This is a genomic window from Pseudomonas sp. SDT291_1_S447 (assembly GCF_054070155.1).
The window spans coordinates 1-16,735 of the sequence record NZ_JBSVXS010000116.1 but is presented as its reverse complement, the minus strand read 5'-3'; the positions used below and the strand labels follow the sequence as shown (position 1 = coordinate 16,735).

Sequence of the window (16,735 nt, the reverse complement as noted above, 5' to 3'; positions counted from 1 at the left end):
TTGGAATGCGGCCCACTGTGGGAGCGAGCCTGCTCGCGAAGGAGCCGGTACAGGCACTAGAGAATCACTTTGGCAGAACGCAATTCAGCAATCCGCTCAGCACTAAGCCCCAACTCCGCCAACACCTGATCCGTATGCTGCCCCAACACCGCGCCAACATGCCGCGGCGCCGGCAACGCTTCGGAAAACTTCAACGGACAGGCCATTTGCGCCTGCGTCGTGCCATCCCCGCGCGGCACCTGCGTCACCAGTTCCCGAGCCTGCAACTGCGGATGGCGCACCGCCTCACCCAGACTCAACACCGGCTCGACACACGCATCGATCCCGGCAAACATCTCGCACAGTTCGGCAAAGTCATGCTTTTCGAACTCGACCGTCAGCGCGTATTTCAACGCCCGCTGCTGCTCAGGCTTGGGCGACAGGCCCTGCGCGGCCAACTCCGGCCGCCCCAGCGCTGTACACAGTTGCTGCATGAACCCAGGTTCCAGACTGCCCACCGACATCCATCGGCCGTCCCGCGACCGGTAGTAGTCGTAGAAGCTGCCGCCATTGAGCATCTGCTCTTCCCATCCTGGCTCTTCGCCGCAAGCCAGATAGCCGGAACCGGCCATGGCATTCAGGCTGAACGCGCAATCGGTCATGCTCACATCCAGATGCGTGCCCTGCCCGGTCTGCTGCCGCGCAATCACCGCGGCCAACAAGCCGATCACCCCGTGCAGCGAACCACCGGCGACATCCGCCACTTGCATGCCCAGCGGCAACGGCCCGCTGTCGGCGCGCCCGGTGTAACTGGAAAGCCCGGCCAGCGCCAGATAGTTGATGTCATGCCCGGCGCGATCCTTGTACGGCCCGGTCTGGCCGTAACCGGTGATCGACACGTAGATCAGCTTCGGATTGATCGCCTTCAGCGCTTCATAACCCAGACCCAGACGCTCCATCACACCGGGGCGAAACTGTTCCAACACGATGTCGTAATCGGCCAGCAACTGCTTGACCACTTCCACGGCTTCAGGCTGTTTCAGATCCAGCGCCAGGCTGCGCTTGTTGCGATTGAGGTAGGCGTGACTGGCCGAGACTCCGCCATCATGCGGCGGCAATACCCGCAGCAGGTCCATGCGCGTCGGCGATTCGATGCGCAGCACTTCAGCGCCCATGTCCGCCAGCAACAGCGAGGCGAACGGCCCCGGCAGCAGTGTCGAGAAATCGAGGATTTTCAGTGAGGCCAGCGGTGCGGACATGGGCGAACTCCTTGGGCGATGCACTCAGCCTAGGCAGCGATACCGCGTACGGCAATCACCGGAAATGTCAGCGGGTGTGACCGTTACGCTCAAATCGCAGGCAAGAAAAAACCCGCCGAAGCGGGTTTTTCCAGGCAAGCAGTACTTACTTCACATTGCTTGGGGTTGGGCCTTCAGCCACACCCAAATCATCTTCTTCACGCTCATCAGAGATACCGCGACCGCCCGAGGCCAGCTCGGTTTGCAGCTGATCGGTATCCAGCTCCTTGACCCACTTGGCAACCACGATGGTGGCTACTGCGTTACCGACCAGGTTGGTCAGTGCGCGGGCTTCGGACATGAAGCGGTCGATACCGAGGATCAGCGCCAGACCGGCCACCGGCAGGTGACCTACCGCCGACAGGGTCGCGGCCAGCACGATGAAGCCCGAACCGGTCACGCCAGCCGCGCCTTTGGAGGACAGCAGCAATACCAGCAGCAGGGTGATCTGGTGGGTGATGTCCATGTGGGTGTCGGTCGCCTGAGCGATGAACACGGCCGCCATGGTCAGGTAGATCGAAGTACCGTCGAGGTTGAACGAGTAACCGGTCGGGATCACCAGACCCACGACGGATTTCTTCGCGCCCAGACGCTCCATCTTGATCAGCATGCGTGGCAGTGCCGATTCCGAGGAGGACGTGCCCAGTACGATCAACAGTTCTTCACGGATGTAACGCACCAGTTTAAACACGCTGAAACCGTGAGCACGGCAGATCGCACCCAGCACCACCACCACGAACAGGATGCAGGTGATGTAGAAGCAGATCATCAACTGGCCCAGTTGCACCAGCGAGCCGACGCCGTAGGCACCGATGGTGAAGGCCATCGCGCCGAAAGCACCCAGCGGCGCCAGTTTCATGATCATGTTGATGATGTTGAACATCACGTGGGCGAAGCGATCGATCATGTCCAGCAGCGGACGACCGTACGAACCCAGGCGATGCAGGGCGTAGCCGAAGATCACCGAGAACATCAGCACTTGCAGGATGTCACCGGTGGCGAAGGCGCCGACGATGGTGTTCGGGATTACATTGAGGAGGAAACCGACAATGCTCTGGTCTTTACTGGCCGTCACATAAGTGGCGATTTTCGAGGCGTCCAGGGTGGTGACGTCGATGTGCATGCCGGCGCCCGGTTGCACAACGTTGACCACGATCAGACCGATCAGCAGGGCAATGGTGGAAACGATTTCGAAGTACAGCAGCGCGTAGCCGCCGGTCTTGCCCACTGATTTCATGTTCTGCATGCCGGCGATGCCGCTGACAACGGTACAGAAGATGATCGGGGCGATGACCATTTTGATCAGTTTGATGAACCCGTCACCCAGCGGCTTGAGGGCCACACCGGTCTGAGGGTAGAAGTGACCAAGCAGGATGCCGATGGCGATGGCAACGATCACCTGGAAATACAGGGATTTGTACAGTGGCTGACGAGTCGTCATTGCAGGTTTCCTCAAGCGTCCCGCGTGACAACATCCATCTGTTGGCCGCGAAACCTTAATTGCGAACCCTCCTGCACTGGAGGGATTTGTTGTTGGAGCAGCGTTTTCCGTCAGGGCCAAACGCACGCTTCTGTGGCTTGTATCGCAAACGTCGTGCCACTTTGGTGCGATTGCCTGCAAGCCTTTTGATATCAGGGATTACAGCGTCATGGATGTCACCACTCGGTGACTCAAGTGTGGCGGATTTCCGCCAACTCGCCGCCTCTCATCCTACAATTTGGCGGAAATCCGCCTTGTAGCTGCGTCCAGCCGCCGGCTACCATCCGGCGCCTGAGAAAGGATCTGCCGCTTATGCGCGAACGCACCATCGCCAGTCATTTCGCCCGTGCCGCTCTCGGAGGCGCACGCCGCGTGGGTTTCGATTACTCGGGCCTGCTGCTGCAACTGGGCATCAGCGCGGAATTGCTCGATGAGCCGCGTGCACGCATTGCCCCGGAACAATTCACCCGGTTGATTCAGGGCCTGTGGCTGGCGCTGGACGACGAATACCTGGGTTTCGGCAACGCCGCGAGCAAGCCCGGCAGTTTCGCGATGATGTGCCATGCCTCGATTCACTGCCGCAATCTGGAAAAGGCACTGCAACGGGGTTTATTGTTTTATAGCCTATTCCCCGAAGCCCCTCGCCTGAGCCTCACGCGCGAAGACGAATGGGTGCGCCTGAGCCTCGACGATTCACAATTGTGGGATCCCGATCACTTTCTCACTGAGAGCTTGCTGGTGATCTGGCATCGCTTGGGGAGTTGGCTGATTGGCCAGAGGATTCGCCTCGAACAGGCGAGCTTCAGCTATCCACGCCCCGAGCATGGCGCCGAGTACGATCTGCTGTTCCCCTGCCCGCTGACCTTCGGCACCGAGCAAAGCAGCCTTTTATTCCACAGCCGCTATCTGTCTATGCCGCTGCTGCAGGACGAACGCACGCTCAAACATTTCCTCGAACGCTCCCCCGCCGACCTGCTCTCACGTCCGGACGACGGCGATAGTCTGAGCAGCCGTTTGCGCCGCTTGCTCAGCCGTGACACTGCAAATTGGCCGGATCTGGACGCGGTGGCGGCGCACTTGCACATCAGCCCGCAGACCTTGCGCCGGCACTTGCGTGAGGAAGGCACGAGTTTTCAGGAGTTGAAGGATCAGTTGCGGCGGGATATCGCCATTTATCATTTGAGCCGGGCTGATCTGTCGTTGCAGCAGATTGCCGAACAGCTCGGGTTTTCCGAGCCGTCGGCGTTTCACCGGGCGTTCAAGAAGTGGACGGGGCTGACGCCGGGGGCTTATCGGGCGCAGGAGCAATGAGGCTATAAATCAAAAGCCCCTCACCCTAACCCTCTCCCGGAGGGAGAGGGGACTGATTGGGGGATGTTCAATAAATCCGCCGACCTGAACGCTCAATGTTGAATCCATATTTGATGGAAGTTGCTCAGGTCGATCATTTTCGCAAGACACCTCGGTCAGTCTCTTTCCCTTGGAGTGAGGGGGACTGATTGGGGGATGCTCAAGAAGTACGCCGACCTGAAACTTCGCTACTGATTCCATAATCGACTGGCTATTTCAGGTCGATGTATAACGCCAGACACCTCGGTCGGCCCCCTCTCCCTCTGGGAGAGGGCTGGGGTGAGGGCAACTTCAATCACACCGCCGGAAAATGAATCCTGAACGCCGCCCCACCCATCGGCGAATCCCCCAGCGCGAGTTTGGCGTTGTAGCTTTCGATAATGTCCTTGACCACCGCCAAGCCGATCCCCTGCCCCGGATGCTGGGCATCCAGTCGTTCGCCACGCTCCAGAATCCGCGCCCGCTGATCCGGCGGCACGCCCGGGCCGTCGTCTTCCACACACAACTCAACCCCGGCCAGAGTCTCACGCACGCTGATACGCACTTCGCCCAGACACAGGCGATAAGCGTTTTCCAGCAAGTTGCCCATCATCTCCAGCAAGGCACCCTGCTCGATCGGCACATAGCAGTGCTCAGGCAGATCAAAGGCCACGCGCACATGCTTGTCGCGGTACACCTTGTCGAGAGTGTCGCACAGGCTTTTGAGCACCGGTTGCAAGCGCACCTGATGTCGCACCAGTCCGCTTTTGCGCAAACTGGCCCGTTGCAGTTGGTAGCTGATCTGCTGACTCATGCGTTCGATCTGGCTTTGCAGCACCCAGGCCTGATCGCGTTCTTCAGGTCGTTGGGCCATGTCTTCGCTGACACCTTGCAACACCGCCAGCGGGGTTTTCAGGCTGTGCGCGAGGTCATCGAGAGAGTCGCGATAACGACTGCGCTGCTGGCGCTCGCTGTGCAGCAAGCGGTTGAGCGAGCCGGTCAGGCGCAGCAACTCGCGCGGATGTTGTTCAGTGAGACTTTCACGGGTGCCACCTTCAATTTCGTCGAGTTCCTGACTGAGCCGGCGCAAGGCTTTGAGACCCCAGGTCAGGCCGATCCACAACAGCGCCAACAGCACCAGCAACGCGGCACCAAAGCCCAGATAGAGATTTTCGCGCAGGCCTTCGAGGGTGGTTTCGTACTCGCGCACCGGTTGCAGGGCGACGATGCTGAACGCCGCGCTTTTGCCGCCGAGCAGTTTGACTTCGACGTCGTAGACGAAGAATTCCTGGCCGTTGGTTTCGCGGATCCGCGCGAACTCATTGCCGAGGCCGTCATAACGCGGTTTGTAGTTGATCTGTTCTTCCTGGGTGGCTTTCGAACGCCAGACCAGATGCCCTTCGCGGTCGTAGATGTAGCCCAGCAATCGGAAATCGGTGAGGTTGAAACGCTCATCCGGCAACTGATTGGGCATCACCAGCCGCCCGTTTTCGATGCGCGCGGCTGAGATCAGCGTGGTCACGTCCGAAGCCAGGCGCTGCTCGATCGAGTCCTGCAACGCGAGGCTGAACGCGCCTTGCATCGCCGGCAGCAAGGCGAGCATGAACAACACCGCCAACGTGGTGGCGGCGAGCATCAAGCGAACGCGAAGGGAGCGAATCAAGTGCAGCGCTCATTGAACAGGTAACCGAGGCCGCGCACGGTGTCGATCGGCTTGAACCCGGCCGGGCCTTCAAGTTTGCGGCGCAAGCGCCCGACCAGCACTTCGATGACATTCGGATCGCGCTCGTCGTCATCCGGATAGAGCTGCTCCATCAAGCGATCCTTGGGCACCACTTGCTGGTGATGGCGCATCAGGTATTCGAGGATGCGGTACTCGTAGGCGGTCAGCGCCAGCGGTTGCTCGTCGAGGGTGGCCTGTTTGCGATTGAGGTCGAGCAGCAGCGGCCCGGCGACGATGGTCGACTGGGTGAAACCGCTGGAGCGACGCAGCAACGCATTCAGGCGTGCGTCGAGTTCTTCGAACTGGAACGGCTTGACCACGTAATCGTCGGCACCGGCGGCGAGGCCTTCGACCTTGTCCTGCCAGTTGCCGCGCGCGGTGAGGATCAGGATCGGGAAGGTCTTGCCGCCCGCGCGCAACTGGCGAATCAGGTCGAGACCGCCCATGCCCGGCAGGCCGAGATCGATCACCGCCAGGTCGAAGTTGAACTGTCCGGTCTGGTACAGCGCCTCTTCGGCATTGGCCACGGACTCGACCACGTGGCCACTTTCCGTCAGGCGGGTTTGCAGGTGATGGCGCAACAGCGCTTCATCTTCGACGACCAACAGTTTCATGACCTTCTCCTAATCACTTGAAATCTCCACAACCACCTGTGGGAGCGAGCTTGCTCGCGAAGGCGGTTATTCAGTCAACGATGATGTTGAATGAAACATCGCTTTCGCGAGCAAGCTCGCTCCCACAGGGTTCCAAGGCGATTCGCTCCTTAGAAATTGTAGTTAGCCGACAGGTAAGTCTGCGCGCTACTGGTCAAGTCCAGCGAGCCTTGCTTGCTGCCACCACGCTCGCTCATCTCGGTGCTGGCGTTGCTGCGCAGGTAACGGTAACCGAGTTCGACCGAAGTGTTTTGCGATACTTGTTGCAACACACCGAGCTGACCGCCGACGGCATAACCGATATCACTGTCGCGGCTAAAGCCTGGCGACTCCTGAGTCAGTTTGGTCAGACCGGCCGTTGCACCGCCGAACAACTTGGTGCTGCCGCCCACCGGGTAGAACAGATCGTAGCTGCCCAACAGGTTTTCCTGGCGCAGTTTAATGCCATTGTGCGAGCCCGACACGTTGTCGTAGGTGGCGTAGTAGCGACCCTGGCTGTTTTGTTGACCGAGACGAACGCCGTAGGTGTTGTTGCCGTCGATGGCGCCGGTGGCGTTCGGGTGATCGAGGTTGTTGTTCAGTGCGTGGGACTTGTCGATCTTGTCGCTGGTCTGGCCGAAGGACAGGCCGGCGAAGTTGGAAGTGGTATCGGCCTGGGCCGCGATACTGGCGCTCATTACGGTCAATGCCAGCAACAGTTTGTTAAAAGTCATGGGTATTTCCTCTTTCACAGTGCTGTTTGGGTATGGCGCAAGGTTACTGACCCTCCCCTGTACAACCCCTGAACCGTCTCTGAACCTGACCTGAACCAAATGAACTAGGCTGATCTGACCTTTTATTGTCAGGAGACCCGACCATGCGCCTGTTCCTTGCCCTCACTTTGCTGGCCGTCAGCAGCCTCACTCAGGCTGCGATCAAGACCGAGGAAATTCCCTACCAAAGTGCCGATGGCACAAAACTGATCGGCTACTACGCCTACGACGACGCCATCAAAGGCAAGCGCCCGGGGGTCGTCGTGGTACATGAATGGTGGGGCCTGAACGATTACGCCAAGCGCCGCGCGCGGGATTTGGCCGAGCTGGGCTACAGCGCCTTGGCGATCGATATGTACGGCGAAGGCAAGAACACCGAGCACCCGAAAGATGCGATGGCGTTCATGCAGGCAGCGACTCAGGACGCCGCGGCTTCCAGCAAGCGCTTTGAGGCGGGGCTGAATTTGCTGAAGAAACAGCCGCAGACCGACGTCAATAAAATTGCCGCCATCGGTTACTGCTTCGGCGGTGCGGTGGTGCTGAACGCGGCGCGCCAAGGAGAGCCGCTGGCGGGCGTGGTGAGTTTCCACGGTGCGCTGGCAACCAAAACCCCGGCAACGCCCGGCAGTGTGAAGGCGAAGATTCTGGTCGAGCATGGCGCGCTGGACAGCATGGTTACGGCGGATAACGTCACAGCGTTCAAAGCGGAAATGGACAAGGCCGGCGCTGACTATAAATTTGTCAGCCTTGACGGTGCCAAGCATGGCTTCACCAATCCGGATGCCGATCGCCTGAGCCATGGCGAGCACGGTGGCCCGGACATCGGGTACAACAAGGCAGCGGATGAAAAGTCCTGGGCGGACATGAAAGCATTCTTGCAGAAAATCTTCAGCTGATCAGAGACACCGCGTAGCGGCCATCGCGAGCAGGCTCACTCCTACAATTGAAATGCGTTCCCCTGTAGGAGTGAGCCTGCTCGCGATAGCTTCACCGCTATCTCGACCTCGGCCCGACTAACCGGCAAAATGCCCGCCATGAACCTCACCCCCGCCCTCCCCGCCTGCTGCACCGCGCTCGACAGCCACTGGCCGTTGCCCACAGTACTGCCCGACACCGTACTGCTCAGCACTCACTTCGATCCGACTCAATTGCTTGGCGATGACTTTCGCCGCAGCGCCATCGAGCCGCCGCCGAGCATTCAGCGTTCGGTGGCCAAGCGTCAGGCCGAGTTTCTCGCCGGACGGATTTGTGCCCGCGCGGCGTTGCAGCAATTGGAAGGCAGCAGCGTGGTGCCGGCGATTGGTGAAGACCGCGCGCCGATCTGGCCTGCGCATATCTGCGGCTCGATCACCCACAGCACGGGACGCGCGGCAGCGATTGTCGCCAACAAAAGGCATTGGCGCGGTTTGGGCATGGACCTGGAAAATCTGCTCGACACTGAACGCGCCGAGCGACTTGCAGGTGAAATCCTCACGCCGGCAGAAATGCAACGCATGACGGCCGCCTCGCGGGATCAGTTGGCGTTGTGGGTGACGCTGACTTTTTCGGTCAAGGAGAGCCTGTTCAAGGCGCTGTATCCGATTGTGCAGCAGCGCTTTTACTTCGAGCATGCTGAAGTGCTGGAGTGGACTGAGGCGGGTGAGGTGCGCTTGCGGCTGCTGACGGACTTGTCGGCCGAGTGGCGTAACGGTACTGAACTGGACGCGCAGTTCGGGGTGCAGGATGGGCAGTTGTTGAGTCTGGTCAGCATTCAGGCCTGAAAATTTTCAGTGCCTGTCAGGGCCTCTTCGCGAGCAAGCTCGCTCCCACATTTGAAATGCGTGCCCCTGTGGGAGCGAGCTTGCTCGCGAAGGCGGCATCGCGGCCACCACAAGAATTACCGACGTTCCTGATTCCTCGGCCAACTCAGGCTGAAACAAGCCCCACCCAGACTCTTGCTCTTGCCAATGATCGCCCGGCCGTCATGCCAGTGAATGATCCGCCGCACAATCGACAGCCCCAAACCATGCCCGCCCGACGCCCGTGTGCGGCTGTCATCCAGGCGCAGAAACGGCGTGAAAATCCGCTCCCACGCGACCTCCGGCACGCCCGGGCCGTCATCCTCGACGTCGACGCGACAGCGCAATTGCCCGACCTGATAACTCACCGTCACGCTCGAACGCGCATGACGCATGGCGTTGCTCACCAGATTCTGCAATGCGCGGTGCAGATAACGCGGCTCGGCTTCCACCCAGGCATCATCGTTATCGGCGGCGGACAGGCACAAACCACGCTGCACGGTGACCTCGGCGCGCAACGGCGCCAGCTCCTCGATCACCTGATTGACCAAGGCGTCCAGGTCGATGCGCTGGAAGGTCAGCGCCGGCGAACCTTGCTCCAGTCGCGCATAGGTGAGCATCTCGTCGACCAGCTTATCGAGGTCTTCGATGTCGTGATCCATGCCCTCGCGGTACTTTTCCAACGCTTGCGGCGTGGTCGCCGAGCCGATCATTTCCAGACCGAAACGCAGGCGCGCCACCGGCGTGCGCAATTCGTGGGACACCGCGCGCACCAGTTCGCGCTGGATCGCCAGCAACTGTTGCAAGTGCTCGGCCATGCCGTTGAACGCCGACGCCAGACGTCCGACCGAATCGGCACCGCGCGCCGGCACACGGGTTTCCAGGCTGCCCTTGGCAATCCGCGTGGCCGCTGCTTCAAGGCCACGCAAACGCCGCTCGAGCTGACGCACCAACAGATAAACGATGAGGCCGATCAGGGTCAGGCCGAGCGCCGCAATCAGCACCAGCCATTCCGGCGGATACGGGTTCATCTGATACAGCGGCCCGATTTCCAGCACCCACGGTGTGCCAACCATTCCGGCAAATACGCGGATCGAATCGCCGCCCTTGCCCAGCGCCATCACCGTGTCGCCTTCGGCCACACGGCGGCTCTGGTCTTCGTCCATGTCGGCGTCATTCACCGTGACCAGGCGCAGATCAAAGCCGAAGCCTTTCTCTTCCTTTATCTGCGCAAGGCGCTTGGGCTGTTCGCCGACCGGCACGCGCACCAGTTCATCGGCCAGCAAGTAAATGGTCGCGCGCGCCAGTTGTTCGCTGATCTGTTGTACTTCCCCAACCAGCACGAGCTGCTCTTTGTCGCTGACCATTCGATAGACTTTCGCCGCGTGCGGACCGGTCTGCTCGACCAGGGCCTGACCCCGCTGTACGCGGGTGCGCTGGGACAGATCGAGATCGGTCTCGGCAAACTTCTTCAGCGCCAGTGGAATCCCCAGCAACCGCTCCCACACCAGCAACGCCCGATGCCGTTCGGTTTCATTCATCGGTTGCAGGTTGCCGGCCATCAGCGAGAACGTACCGTGGGCCAGACGTTCGCGGTACTGCTCGCTGCGCACCTGATTGAGCAGGTTCAGCGCCAGCACGCCGAGCACCGCCACCAGAATGATCGCTGCGCACATGCCGCCGTAGATGCGCAGGAAGATCGAGTTCACAGCGGCAGGTCTACGCAGGCTTCCGGGACGAACAGGTAGCCTTTGCTGCGGATGGTCTTGATCAGGCGTGGATGGTCGGGGTCGTCACCGATTTTCGGGCGGATGCGCGAAATGCGCACATCGATCGAACGGTCCTGACCGTCATAGCCGATGCCGCGCAGTGCGGTGAAGATTTCTTCGCGGGACAGAATGCGCCCGGCGTTGGACACCAACAGCCAGAGCAGATCGAATTCGGCGCTGGTCAGCTCGATGCCGTTGTCGCTCAGCCAGGCTTCGCGCAGGGCATTGTCGACTACCAGCGGGCCGAACTGCAGGCGACGGGATTTCTCTGCCACCGGTTCAGGTGTGTCGCTACGTCGCAGCAAGGCTTGAATGCGCGCCAGCAACAGACGTGGGCGCACCGGTTTGCACACGTAATCGTCGGCACCGAGATCCAGGCCCTGGATCTGATCGGCGTCGTCGGTGCGCGCGGTGAGCATCAGGATCGGACCGTCATAACGGTCGCGCACCTTGCGGCAGATGCTCAAGCCGTCTTCACCGGGCAGCATCAGGTCGAGGATCACCAGGTCCGGCTGCTCGCTGATGATCCGCGCCGCTGCCAGCGCACCGTTGCCTTCGATGTCCACGCGCAGTCCATTGGCTTGCAAGTAGTCGCGCGTCAGTTCGGCCAGTCGCTGGTCATCCTCGACGATCAATACCTGAAAGGCTTGTTGCTCCACCGGTGACCTCTGCTTTCTATTGTTATTAATAAAAGGAAGGCGATTGCCCAGACACACAATCCCTGTAGGAGCTGTCGAGTGAAACGAGGCTGCGATCTTTTGATCTTGCTTTTCAAGATCAGGATCAAAAGATCGCAGCCTTCGGCAGCTCTTACAGGGGTACGCGATATTTAGCGTGATCCTCCCGTCCTTTTGTCATGTTTCTGGAGGATAACAATGCCTGCGCATGGGCCGATGTATAAACGGCGTACCGCCAGAACACAAGTCGGTAAATGCGTTCGGACAAGGCGGTTTTTTGTGATAGGGTTCGCGCCCTTAAAAATCCGCTGAAGCGTTTTTCCCGGTGAAAAAACAGTGACAGACGGTCTAGCGCAGCAGGTTCGCGGCCTACACGCGAATTCCGGATTTCTTACACAATTTACGCACAGGTTTATCCACAGCTAGTACGTTGCAAGCACCCTTGAAACGCATTATCTTGTAGCACGGCGCAAGGACAGACCCTACATATAGGGTTTTCCGCTCAAACGCCCAACCACATTTATGGCCTGAAACTCAAGTGCTTTATTGCCAGTTTCCGGTTGAACCAAGCAAGTTTTTCAAAGCCCAAACCGCACTTGCGGATGGCACCGTTTTTTAGGCCGGAAACGACCGGAACGGTACGGGTGTTGCAGTCATTACTGTCACCCTGGAAGGAGTTTGGCTCGAGCCTTGGTTCGGCGCCAAAGACTTCGGCAAGGATGCGGCGTTACAAGCCTTTTTCCTACTGTTCCGAAGTTGTTACGCCGACGCTTGTCGGTTGCAGTGCTTCGGTACAGAACGGTGAGCACCATGACGGTGCCAAACAAACATAGAGAATGTGGAGACCACCCCCCATGCAAACCGACACAACTCGCGAGAACCCGCAGGGCACCTTGCCGCAGGCCGCTGATTCGAATTCGGATCTGGCAGCCACCGCGCCTGGTCAACTGCGCGTGATCAAGCGCAATGGCACTGTCGTTCCTTACACCGATGACAAGATCACCGTCGCTATCACCAAAGCGTTCCTCGCAGTTGAAGGCGGCACCGCTGCCGCTTCGTCGCGAATCCATGACACCGTTGCGCGTCTGACCGAACAGGTCACCGCAACCTTCAAGCGTCGCATGCCGTCGGGTGGCACCATCCACATCGAAGAAATCCAGGACCAGGTCGAACTGGCCCTGATGCGTGCCGGTGAGCAGAAAGTTGCTCGCGACTACGTGATCTACCGTGACGGTCGTTCGAAAGAACGCGCTGCCCACGCACCGGCCGAAGAAGCGGTCAACGCGCACCCGTCGATCCGCATCACCCGTGCCGACGGTAGCCTGGCGCCGCTGGACATGGGTCGTCTGAACACCATCGTCACCGAAGCGTGCGAAGGTCTGGAAGAAGTCGACGGCGACCTGATCCAGCGCGAAACCCTGAAAAACCTCTACGACGGCGTGGCCCTGACCGACGTCAACACCGCGCTGGTGATGACCGCCCGTACCCTGGTTGAGCGTGAGCCGAACTACTCGTTCGTGACCGCCCGCCTGCTGATGGACACCCTGCGTGCCGAAGGCCTGGGCTTCCTCGGTGTGGCCGAAAGCGCCACTCACCACGAAATGGCTGACCTGTACGCCAAGGCACTGCCGGCTTACATCGCCAAAGGTATCGAGTTCGAACTGCTGAACCCTGTGCTGGCCTCCTTCGACCTGGAAAAACTGGGCAAGGCGATCAACCACGAGCGTGATCAGCAATTCACCTATCTGGGCCTGCAAACCCTGTACGACCGTTACTTCATCCACAAGGATGGTATTCGTTTCGAACTGCCGCAGATCTTCTTCATGCGCGTGGCCATGGGCCTGGCGATCGAAGAGAAGCAGAAAGAAGACCGTGCGATCGAGTTCTACAACCTGCTGTCGTCCTTCGACTACATGTCGTCGACCCCGACCCTGTTCAACGCCGGTACCCTGCGTCCACAGCTGTCGAGCTGCTACCTGACTACCGTGCCGGATGACCTGTCGGGCATCTACCACGCGATCCACGACAACGCCATGTTGTCGAAATTTGCTGGCGGTCTGGGCAACGACTGGACGCCGGTGCGTGCACTGGGTTCGTACATCAAGGGCACCAACGGCAAGTCCCAAGGCGTTGTACCGTTCCTGAAAGTAGTGAACGACACCGCGGTAGCCGTTAACCAGGGTGGCAAGCGCAAAGGCGCTGTGTGTGCCTACCTGGAAACCTGGCACATGGACATCGAAGAGTTCATCGAGCTGCGCAAGAACACCGGTGATGATCGTCGTCGTACCCACGACATGAACACTGCCAACTGGATCCCTGACCTGTTCATGAAGCGTGTCTTCGATGACGGCAAGTGGACCCTGTTCTCGCCATCCGAAGTGCCGGACCTGCACGACCTGACCGGTAAAGCCTTCGAAGAGCGCTACGAGTACTACGAAGCCCTGACCGAATACCCAGGCAAGGTCAAACTGTTCAAGACCATCCAGGCCAAAGACCTGTGGCGCAAAATGCTCTCCATGCTGTTTGAAACCGGCCACCCATGGCTGACTTTCAAAGACCCGTGCAACCTGCGTAGCCCGCAGCAGCACGTTGGCGTGGTTCACAGCTCGAACCTGTGCACCGAGATCACCTTGAACACCAACAAGGACGAGATCGCCGTTTGCAACCTGGGCTCGATCAACCTGCCGAACCACATCGTCAACGGCAAGCTGGACACCGCCAAGCTGGAACGCACCGTGAACACCGCCGTGCGCATGCTCGATAACGTGATCGACATCAACTACTACTCGGTGCCACAAGCGAAGAACTCCAACTTCAAGCACCGTCCGGTCGGTCTGGGCATCATGGGCTTCCAGGACGCTTTGTACCTGCAGCACATCCCTTACGGTTCCGACGCTGCCGTCGAGTTCGCCGACAAGTCGATGGAAGCGGTCAGCTACTACGCGATCCAGGCCTCCTGCGACCTGGCTGACGAGCGCGGCGCATACGAGACGTTCCAGGGTTCGCTGTGGTCCAAAGGCATCCTGCCGCTGGATTCGCAACAGATCCTGATCGAGCAACGTGGCCAGAAGTACATCGACGTTGACCTGAACGAAACCCTCGACTGGGCACCGGTTCGCGCCCGTGTACAGAAAGGCATTCGTAACTCGAACATCATGGCCATCGCACCGACCGCGACCATCGCCAACATCACTGGCGTCTCGCAGTCGATCGAACCGACCTACCAGAACCTCTATGTGAAATCGAACCTGTCGGGCGAATTCACCGTGATCAACCCGTACCTGGTTCGCGACCTCAAGGCTCGCGGCCTGTGGGACTCGGTCATGATCAACGACCTGAAGTACTACGACGGTTCGGTTCAGCAGATCGAGCGCATCCCGCAAGAACTCAAAGAGCTCTATGCAACTGCGTTCGAAGTGGACACCAAGTGGATCGTTGACGCCGCCAGCCGTCGTCAGAAGTGGATCGACCAGGCCCAGTCGCTGAACCTGTACATCGCCGGCGCATCGGGCAAGAAGCTCGATGTGACCTACCGCATGGCCTGGTACCGTGGCCTGAAAACCACTTACTACCTCCGTGCCCTGGCCGCGACCAGCACCGAGAAGTCGACCATCAACACCGGCAAGCTGAACGCTGTTTCCAGCGGCGGCAACCACGGCGACGATTCGGTTCTGGCAGCGCCTGCCGGCCCTGCGCCAGTGCCAAAGGCTTGCGCGATCGACGAGCCGGATTGCGAAGCTTGCCAATAAGCTGAGCGCGTTCAGGTGTTGCAAGACACCTGAATGAGAAACCCCCGACAGACCTCTGGTGTGTCGGGGGTTTTCTTTTGTCTGGAATAAAAATCGAAACAAAAAAACGGCAAAACCTGATTACAGGCTTCGCCGTTTTTCTGTTGTCGCTAGTTAATCATCACACCGTGAATGCTTCAGACATTGCCTGCCCAACCACCGGAATGGTGAACGACTCACCATTGTTGGTGTAGAACGTTTCGATGGTGTTGGCGCCTTTGTACCAGTCTTTCAGGAACACGCCGGAGTCGAGATTGCCGCTCTGCAGATCGGCGGCGTTGAAGATGTAGGCGCCCTGATCGTTTTGCATGATCCGGACATCGCTGACACTCTGGATGTTTCTCAGAGTGACCACATCGATCCCTGTGGTGCCGTCATCGAAAATCGCGACCATGGTTTTGGACGATACGAAATACGCATCGCTGCCCTCTCCACCGTAACCGTCACCGGAAGCACTCAGATACAACTTGTCAGCACCCGCACCGCCGCGCAACTCATAGCCATGACCCAAGCCCATCAACGTGTCATTGCCATCGCCCCCATCGGCGATACCCGAAATGACCGTAATGTTGTCGTTGCCGGCTTCGCCATAGAAAACCGAACCGACATCACGCACATACCCGATGATGTAATCATCACCGTTGCCGCCATAGACGATGTCAGCCTGGTTATCCGTGGCGAAAGGTACCGCCAGGGCGCCAGTGTTGGTGAAGCTGTGACCGTACAAAATGTCGTTGCCATCACCGCCATAGAGAACGTCGTTACCGTCACCCCCTTCCAGCATGTTGGCGAAGGCATTACCGGTCAGAGTGTCATTGAAGGCTGAGCCGACCAGATTATCGATATTGGTGAGCACATCCCCCTGAGCATCGCCGCCAGTGCCGGAACCTGTCAGGAGATTGACCTGTACCGACTCGCCGCTATTGACGTACCAGGCAGAGTCTCCACGCCCCACACCAATCAAAGTATCCGCACCAGCACCGCCAATAAAGCTCTCCCGCACGGCAGCAGAGCCAGTAAAGGTGTCGGCATAAGCAGAACCCTGGAATGCCTCGATCGACGTGTAGAAATCTCCCGCCGCAATACCGGTAAGCACCGCAGCACTCAGATCCAGCGTAACGCCGGCATTTTCACCCGCAAAGCTGAGGATGTCGTTGCCATCGCCACCATCAAAACGATCCACGCCAGCACTGCCGACAAAGATATCGCCGTAACTGGAGCCCCGGATCTGTTCGATACCGTTGTAGGTATCGCCGGCGGCGATGCCCGTATTGACACCGGTTTTGGAGTTGATTGTCACGCCCGTAAGGCTGTCAACGTAACTGACCGTGTCAAAGCCATCGCCACCGAAAAATTGGTCAGCACCTGCCCCACCCGACAACGTGTCGTTACCGACCCCGCCGGTGATGATGTTGTCCGAGGCGTTGCCGTAACCGACGAAGTTGCCCGTGCCTACGTAAGTCAGACGCTCGACGTTGGCTGCCAGGGTGTGATTGAGCAGGATGGTCC

At 59.2% G+C, this 16,735-nt stretch carries 12 protein-coding genes; 4 read left to right on the top strand and 8 right to left on the bottom strand.

Going from position 1 to position 16,735, the window contains the following annotated elements; translation table 11 throughout:
- Window positions 1-56: 56 nt before the first annotated feature.
- Complete coding sequence (locus tag ACW9IR_RS24305) at window positions 57-1,238, bottom strand: CaiB/BaiF CoA transferase family protein (protein WP_457465298.1); 1,182 nt, start codon at window positions 1,236-1,238, stop codon at window positions 57-59.
- 145 nt (window positions 1,239-1,383) lie between these two features.
- On the bottom strand, window positions 1,384-2,718 hold the full coding sequence (locus ACW9IR_RS24300; protein WP_007917521.1) for a dicarboxylate/amino acid:cation symporter: 1,335 nt from the start codon (window positions 2,716-2,718) through the stop codon (window positions 1,384-1,386).
- Window positions 2,719-3,069: 351 nt separating this feature from the next.
- Here ACW9IR_RS24300 and ACW9IR_RS24295 point away from each other — a divergent pair, with 351 nt between their 5' ends.
- On the top strand, window positions 3,070-4,068 hold the full coding sequence (locus ACW9IR_RS24295; RefSeq protein ID WP_457465297.1) for an AraC family transcriptional regulator: 999 nt from the start codon (window positions 3,070-3,072) through the stop codon (window positions 4,066-4,068).
- 334 nt (window positions 4,069-4,402) lie between these two features.
- On the opposite strand, the gene ACW9IR_RS24290 is transcribed toward ACW9IR_RS24295, so the two are convergent.
- The 3 genes from ACW9IR_RS24290 to ACW9IR_RS24280 all read right to left on the bottom strand — a co-directional run bounded on the left by ACW9IR_RS24290 (window position 4,403) and on the right by ACW9IR_RS24280 (window position 7,175).
- The gene (locus ACW9IR_RS24290) at window positions 4,403-5,749 is read right to left on the bottom strand and encodes an ATP-binding protein (protein WP_095123046.1); all 1,347 of its coding nucleotides are present in this window, start codon (window positions 5,747-5,749) and stop codon (window positions 4,403-4,405) included.
- Window positions 5,746-6,423 (bottom strand): response regulator transcription factor, encoded by a 678-nt coding sequence (locus ACW9IR_RS24285; RefSeq protein WP_016987432.1) that lies wholly within the window; start codon window positions 6,421-6,423, stop codon window positions 5,746-5,748. Before ACW9IR_RS24285 ends, ACW9IR_RS24290 begins: the two co-directional genes overlap by 4 nt.
- Window positions 6,424-6,572: 149 nt before the next feature.
- On the bottom strand, window positions 6,573-7,175 hold the full coding sequence (locus ACW9IR_RS24280; RefSeq protein ID WP_095051104.1) for a porin family protein: 603 nt from the start codon (window positions 7,173-7,175) through the stop codon (window positions 6,573-6,575).
- A 143-nt stretch (window positions 7,176-7,318) separates the two neighbouring features.
- Between ACW9IR_RS24280 and ACW9IR_RS24275 the strand changes: the two genes are divergently transcribed.
- The gene (locus tag ACW9IR_RS24275) at window positions 7,319-8,110 is read left to right on the top strand and encodes a dienelactone hydrolase family protein (RefSeq protein WP_150731014.1); all 792 of its coding nucleotides are present in this window, start codon (window positions 7,319-7,321) and stop codon (window positions 8,108-8,110) included.
- Between the two features lie 138 nt (window positions 8,111-8,248).
- The gene (locus ACW9IR_RS24270) at window positions 8,249-8,974 is read left to right on the top strand and encodes a 4'-phosphopantetheinyl transferase family protein (protein WP_457465296.1); all 726 of its coding nucleotides are present in this window, start codon (window positions 8,249-8,251) and stop codon (window positions 8,972-8,974) included.
- A 116-nt stretch (window positions 8,975-9,090) separates the two neighbouring features.
- On the opposite strand, the gene ACW9IR_RS24265 is transcribed toward ACW9IR_RS24270, so the two are convergent.
- Together ACW9IR_RS24265 and ACW9IR_RS24260 are read right to left on the bottom strand one after the other, a co-directional pair.
- On the bottom strand, window positions 9,091-10,701 hold the full coding sequence (locus ACW9IR_RS24265; protein ID WP_186614671.1) for an ATP-binding protein: 1,611 nt from the start codon (window positions 10,699-10,701) through the stop codon (window positions 9,091-9,093).
- Complete coding sequence (locus ACW9IR_RS24260; RefSeq protein ID WP_150795133.1) at window positions 10,698-11,420, bottom strand: response regulator; 723 nt, start codon at window positions 11,418-11,420, stop codon at window positions 10,698-10,700. Before ACW9IR_RS24260 ends, ACW9IR_RS24265 begins: the two co-directional genes overlap by 4 nt.
- An 872-nt stretch (window positions 11,421-12,292) precedes the next feature.
- Here ACW9IR_RS24260 and ACW9IR_RS24255 point away from each other — a divergent pair.
- Complete coding sequence (locus tag ACW9IR_RS24255; protein ID WP_102901684.1) at window positions 12,293-15,187, top strand: ribonucleoside-diphosphate reductase subunit alpha; 2,895 nt, start codon at window positions 12,293-12,295, stop codon at window positions 15,185-15,187.
- Between the two features lie 160 nt (window positions 15,188-15,347).
- Here ACW9IR_RS24255 and ACW9IR_RS24250 read toward each other — a convergent pair.
- A partial coding sequence (locus tag ACW9IR_RS24250) for a calcium-binding protein (protein ID WP_457465295.1) occupies window positions 15,348-16,735 on the bottom strand: 1,388 nt, incomplete at its 5' end.

Coding starts and splice junctions, on each gene's coding strand:
- ACW9IR_RS24305 (WP_457465298.1), bottom strand. CDS start 1,238: ATGTCCGCACCGCTGGCCTCACTGAAAATCCTCGATTTCTCGACACTG.
- ACW9IR_RS24300 (WP_007917521.1), bottom strand. CDS start 2,718: ATGACGACTCGTCAGCCACTGTACAAATCCCTGTATTTCCAGGTGATC.
- ACW9IR_RS24295 (WP_457465297.1), top strand. CDS start 3,070: ATGCGCGAACGCACCATCGCCAGTCATTTCGCCCGTGCCGCTCTCGGA.
- ACW9IR_RS24285 (WP_016987432.1), bottom strand. CDS start 6,423: ATGAAACTGTTGGTCGTCGAAGATGAAGCGCTGTTGCGCCATCACCTG.
- ACW9IR_RS24280 (WP_095051104.1), bottom strand. CDS start 7,175: ATGACTTTTAACAAACTGTTGCTGGCATTGACCGTAATGAGCGCCAGT.
- ACW9IR_RS24275 (WP_150731014.1), top strand. CDS start 7,319: ATGCGCCTGTTCCTTGCCCTCACTTTGCTGGCCGTCAGCAGCCTCACT.
- ACW9IR_RS24270 (WP_457465296.1), top strand. CDS start 8,249: ATGAACCTCACCCCCGCCCTCCCCGCCTGCTGCACCGCGCTCGACAGC.
- ACW9IR_RS24255 (WP_102901684.1), top strand. CDS start 12,293: ATGCAAACCGACACAACTCGCGAGAACCCGCAGGGCACCTTGCCGCAG.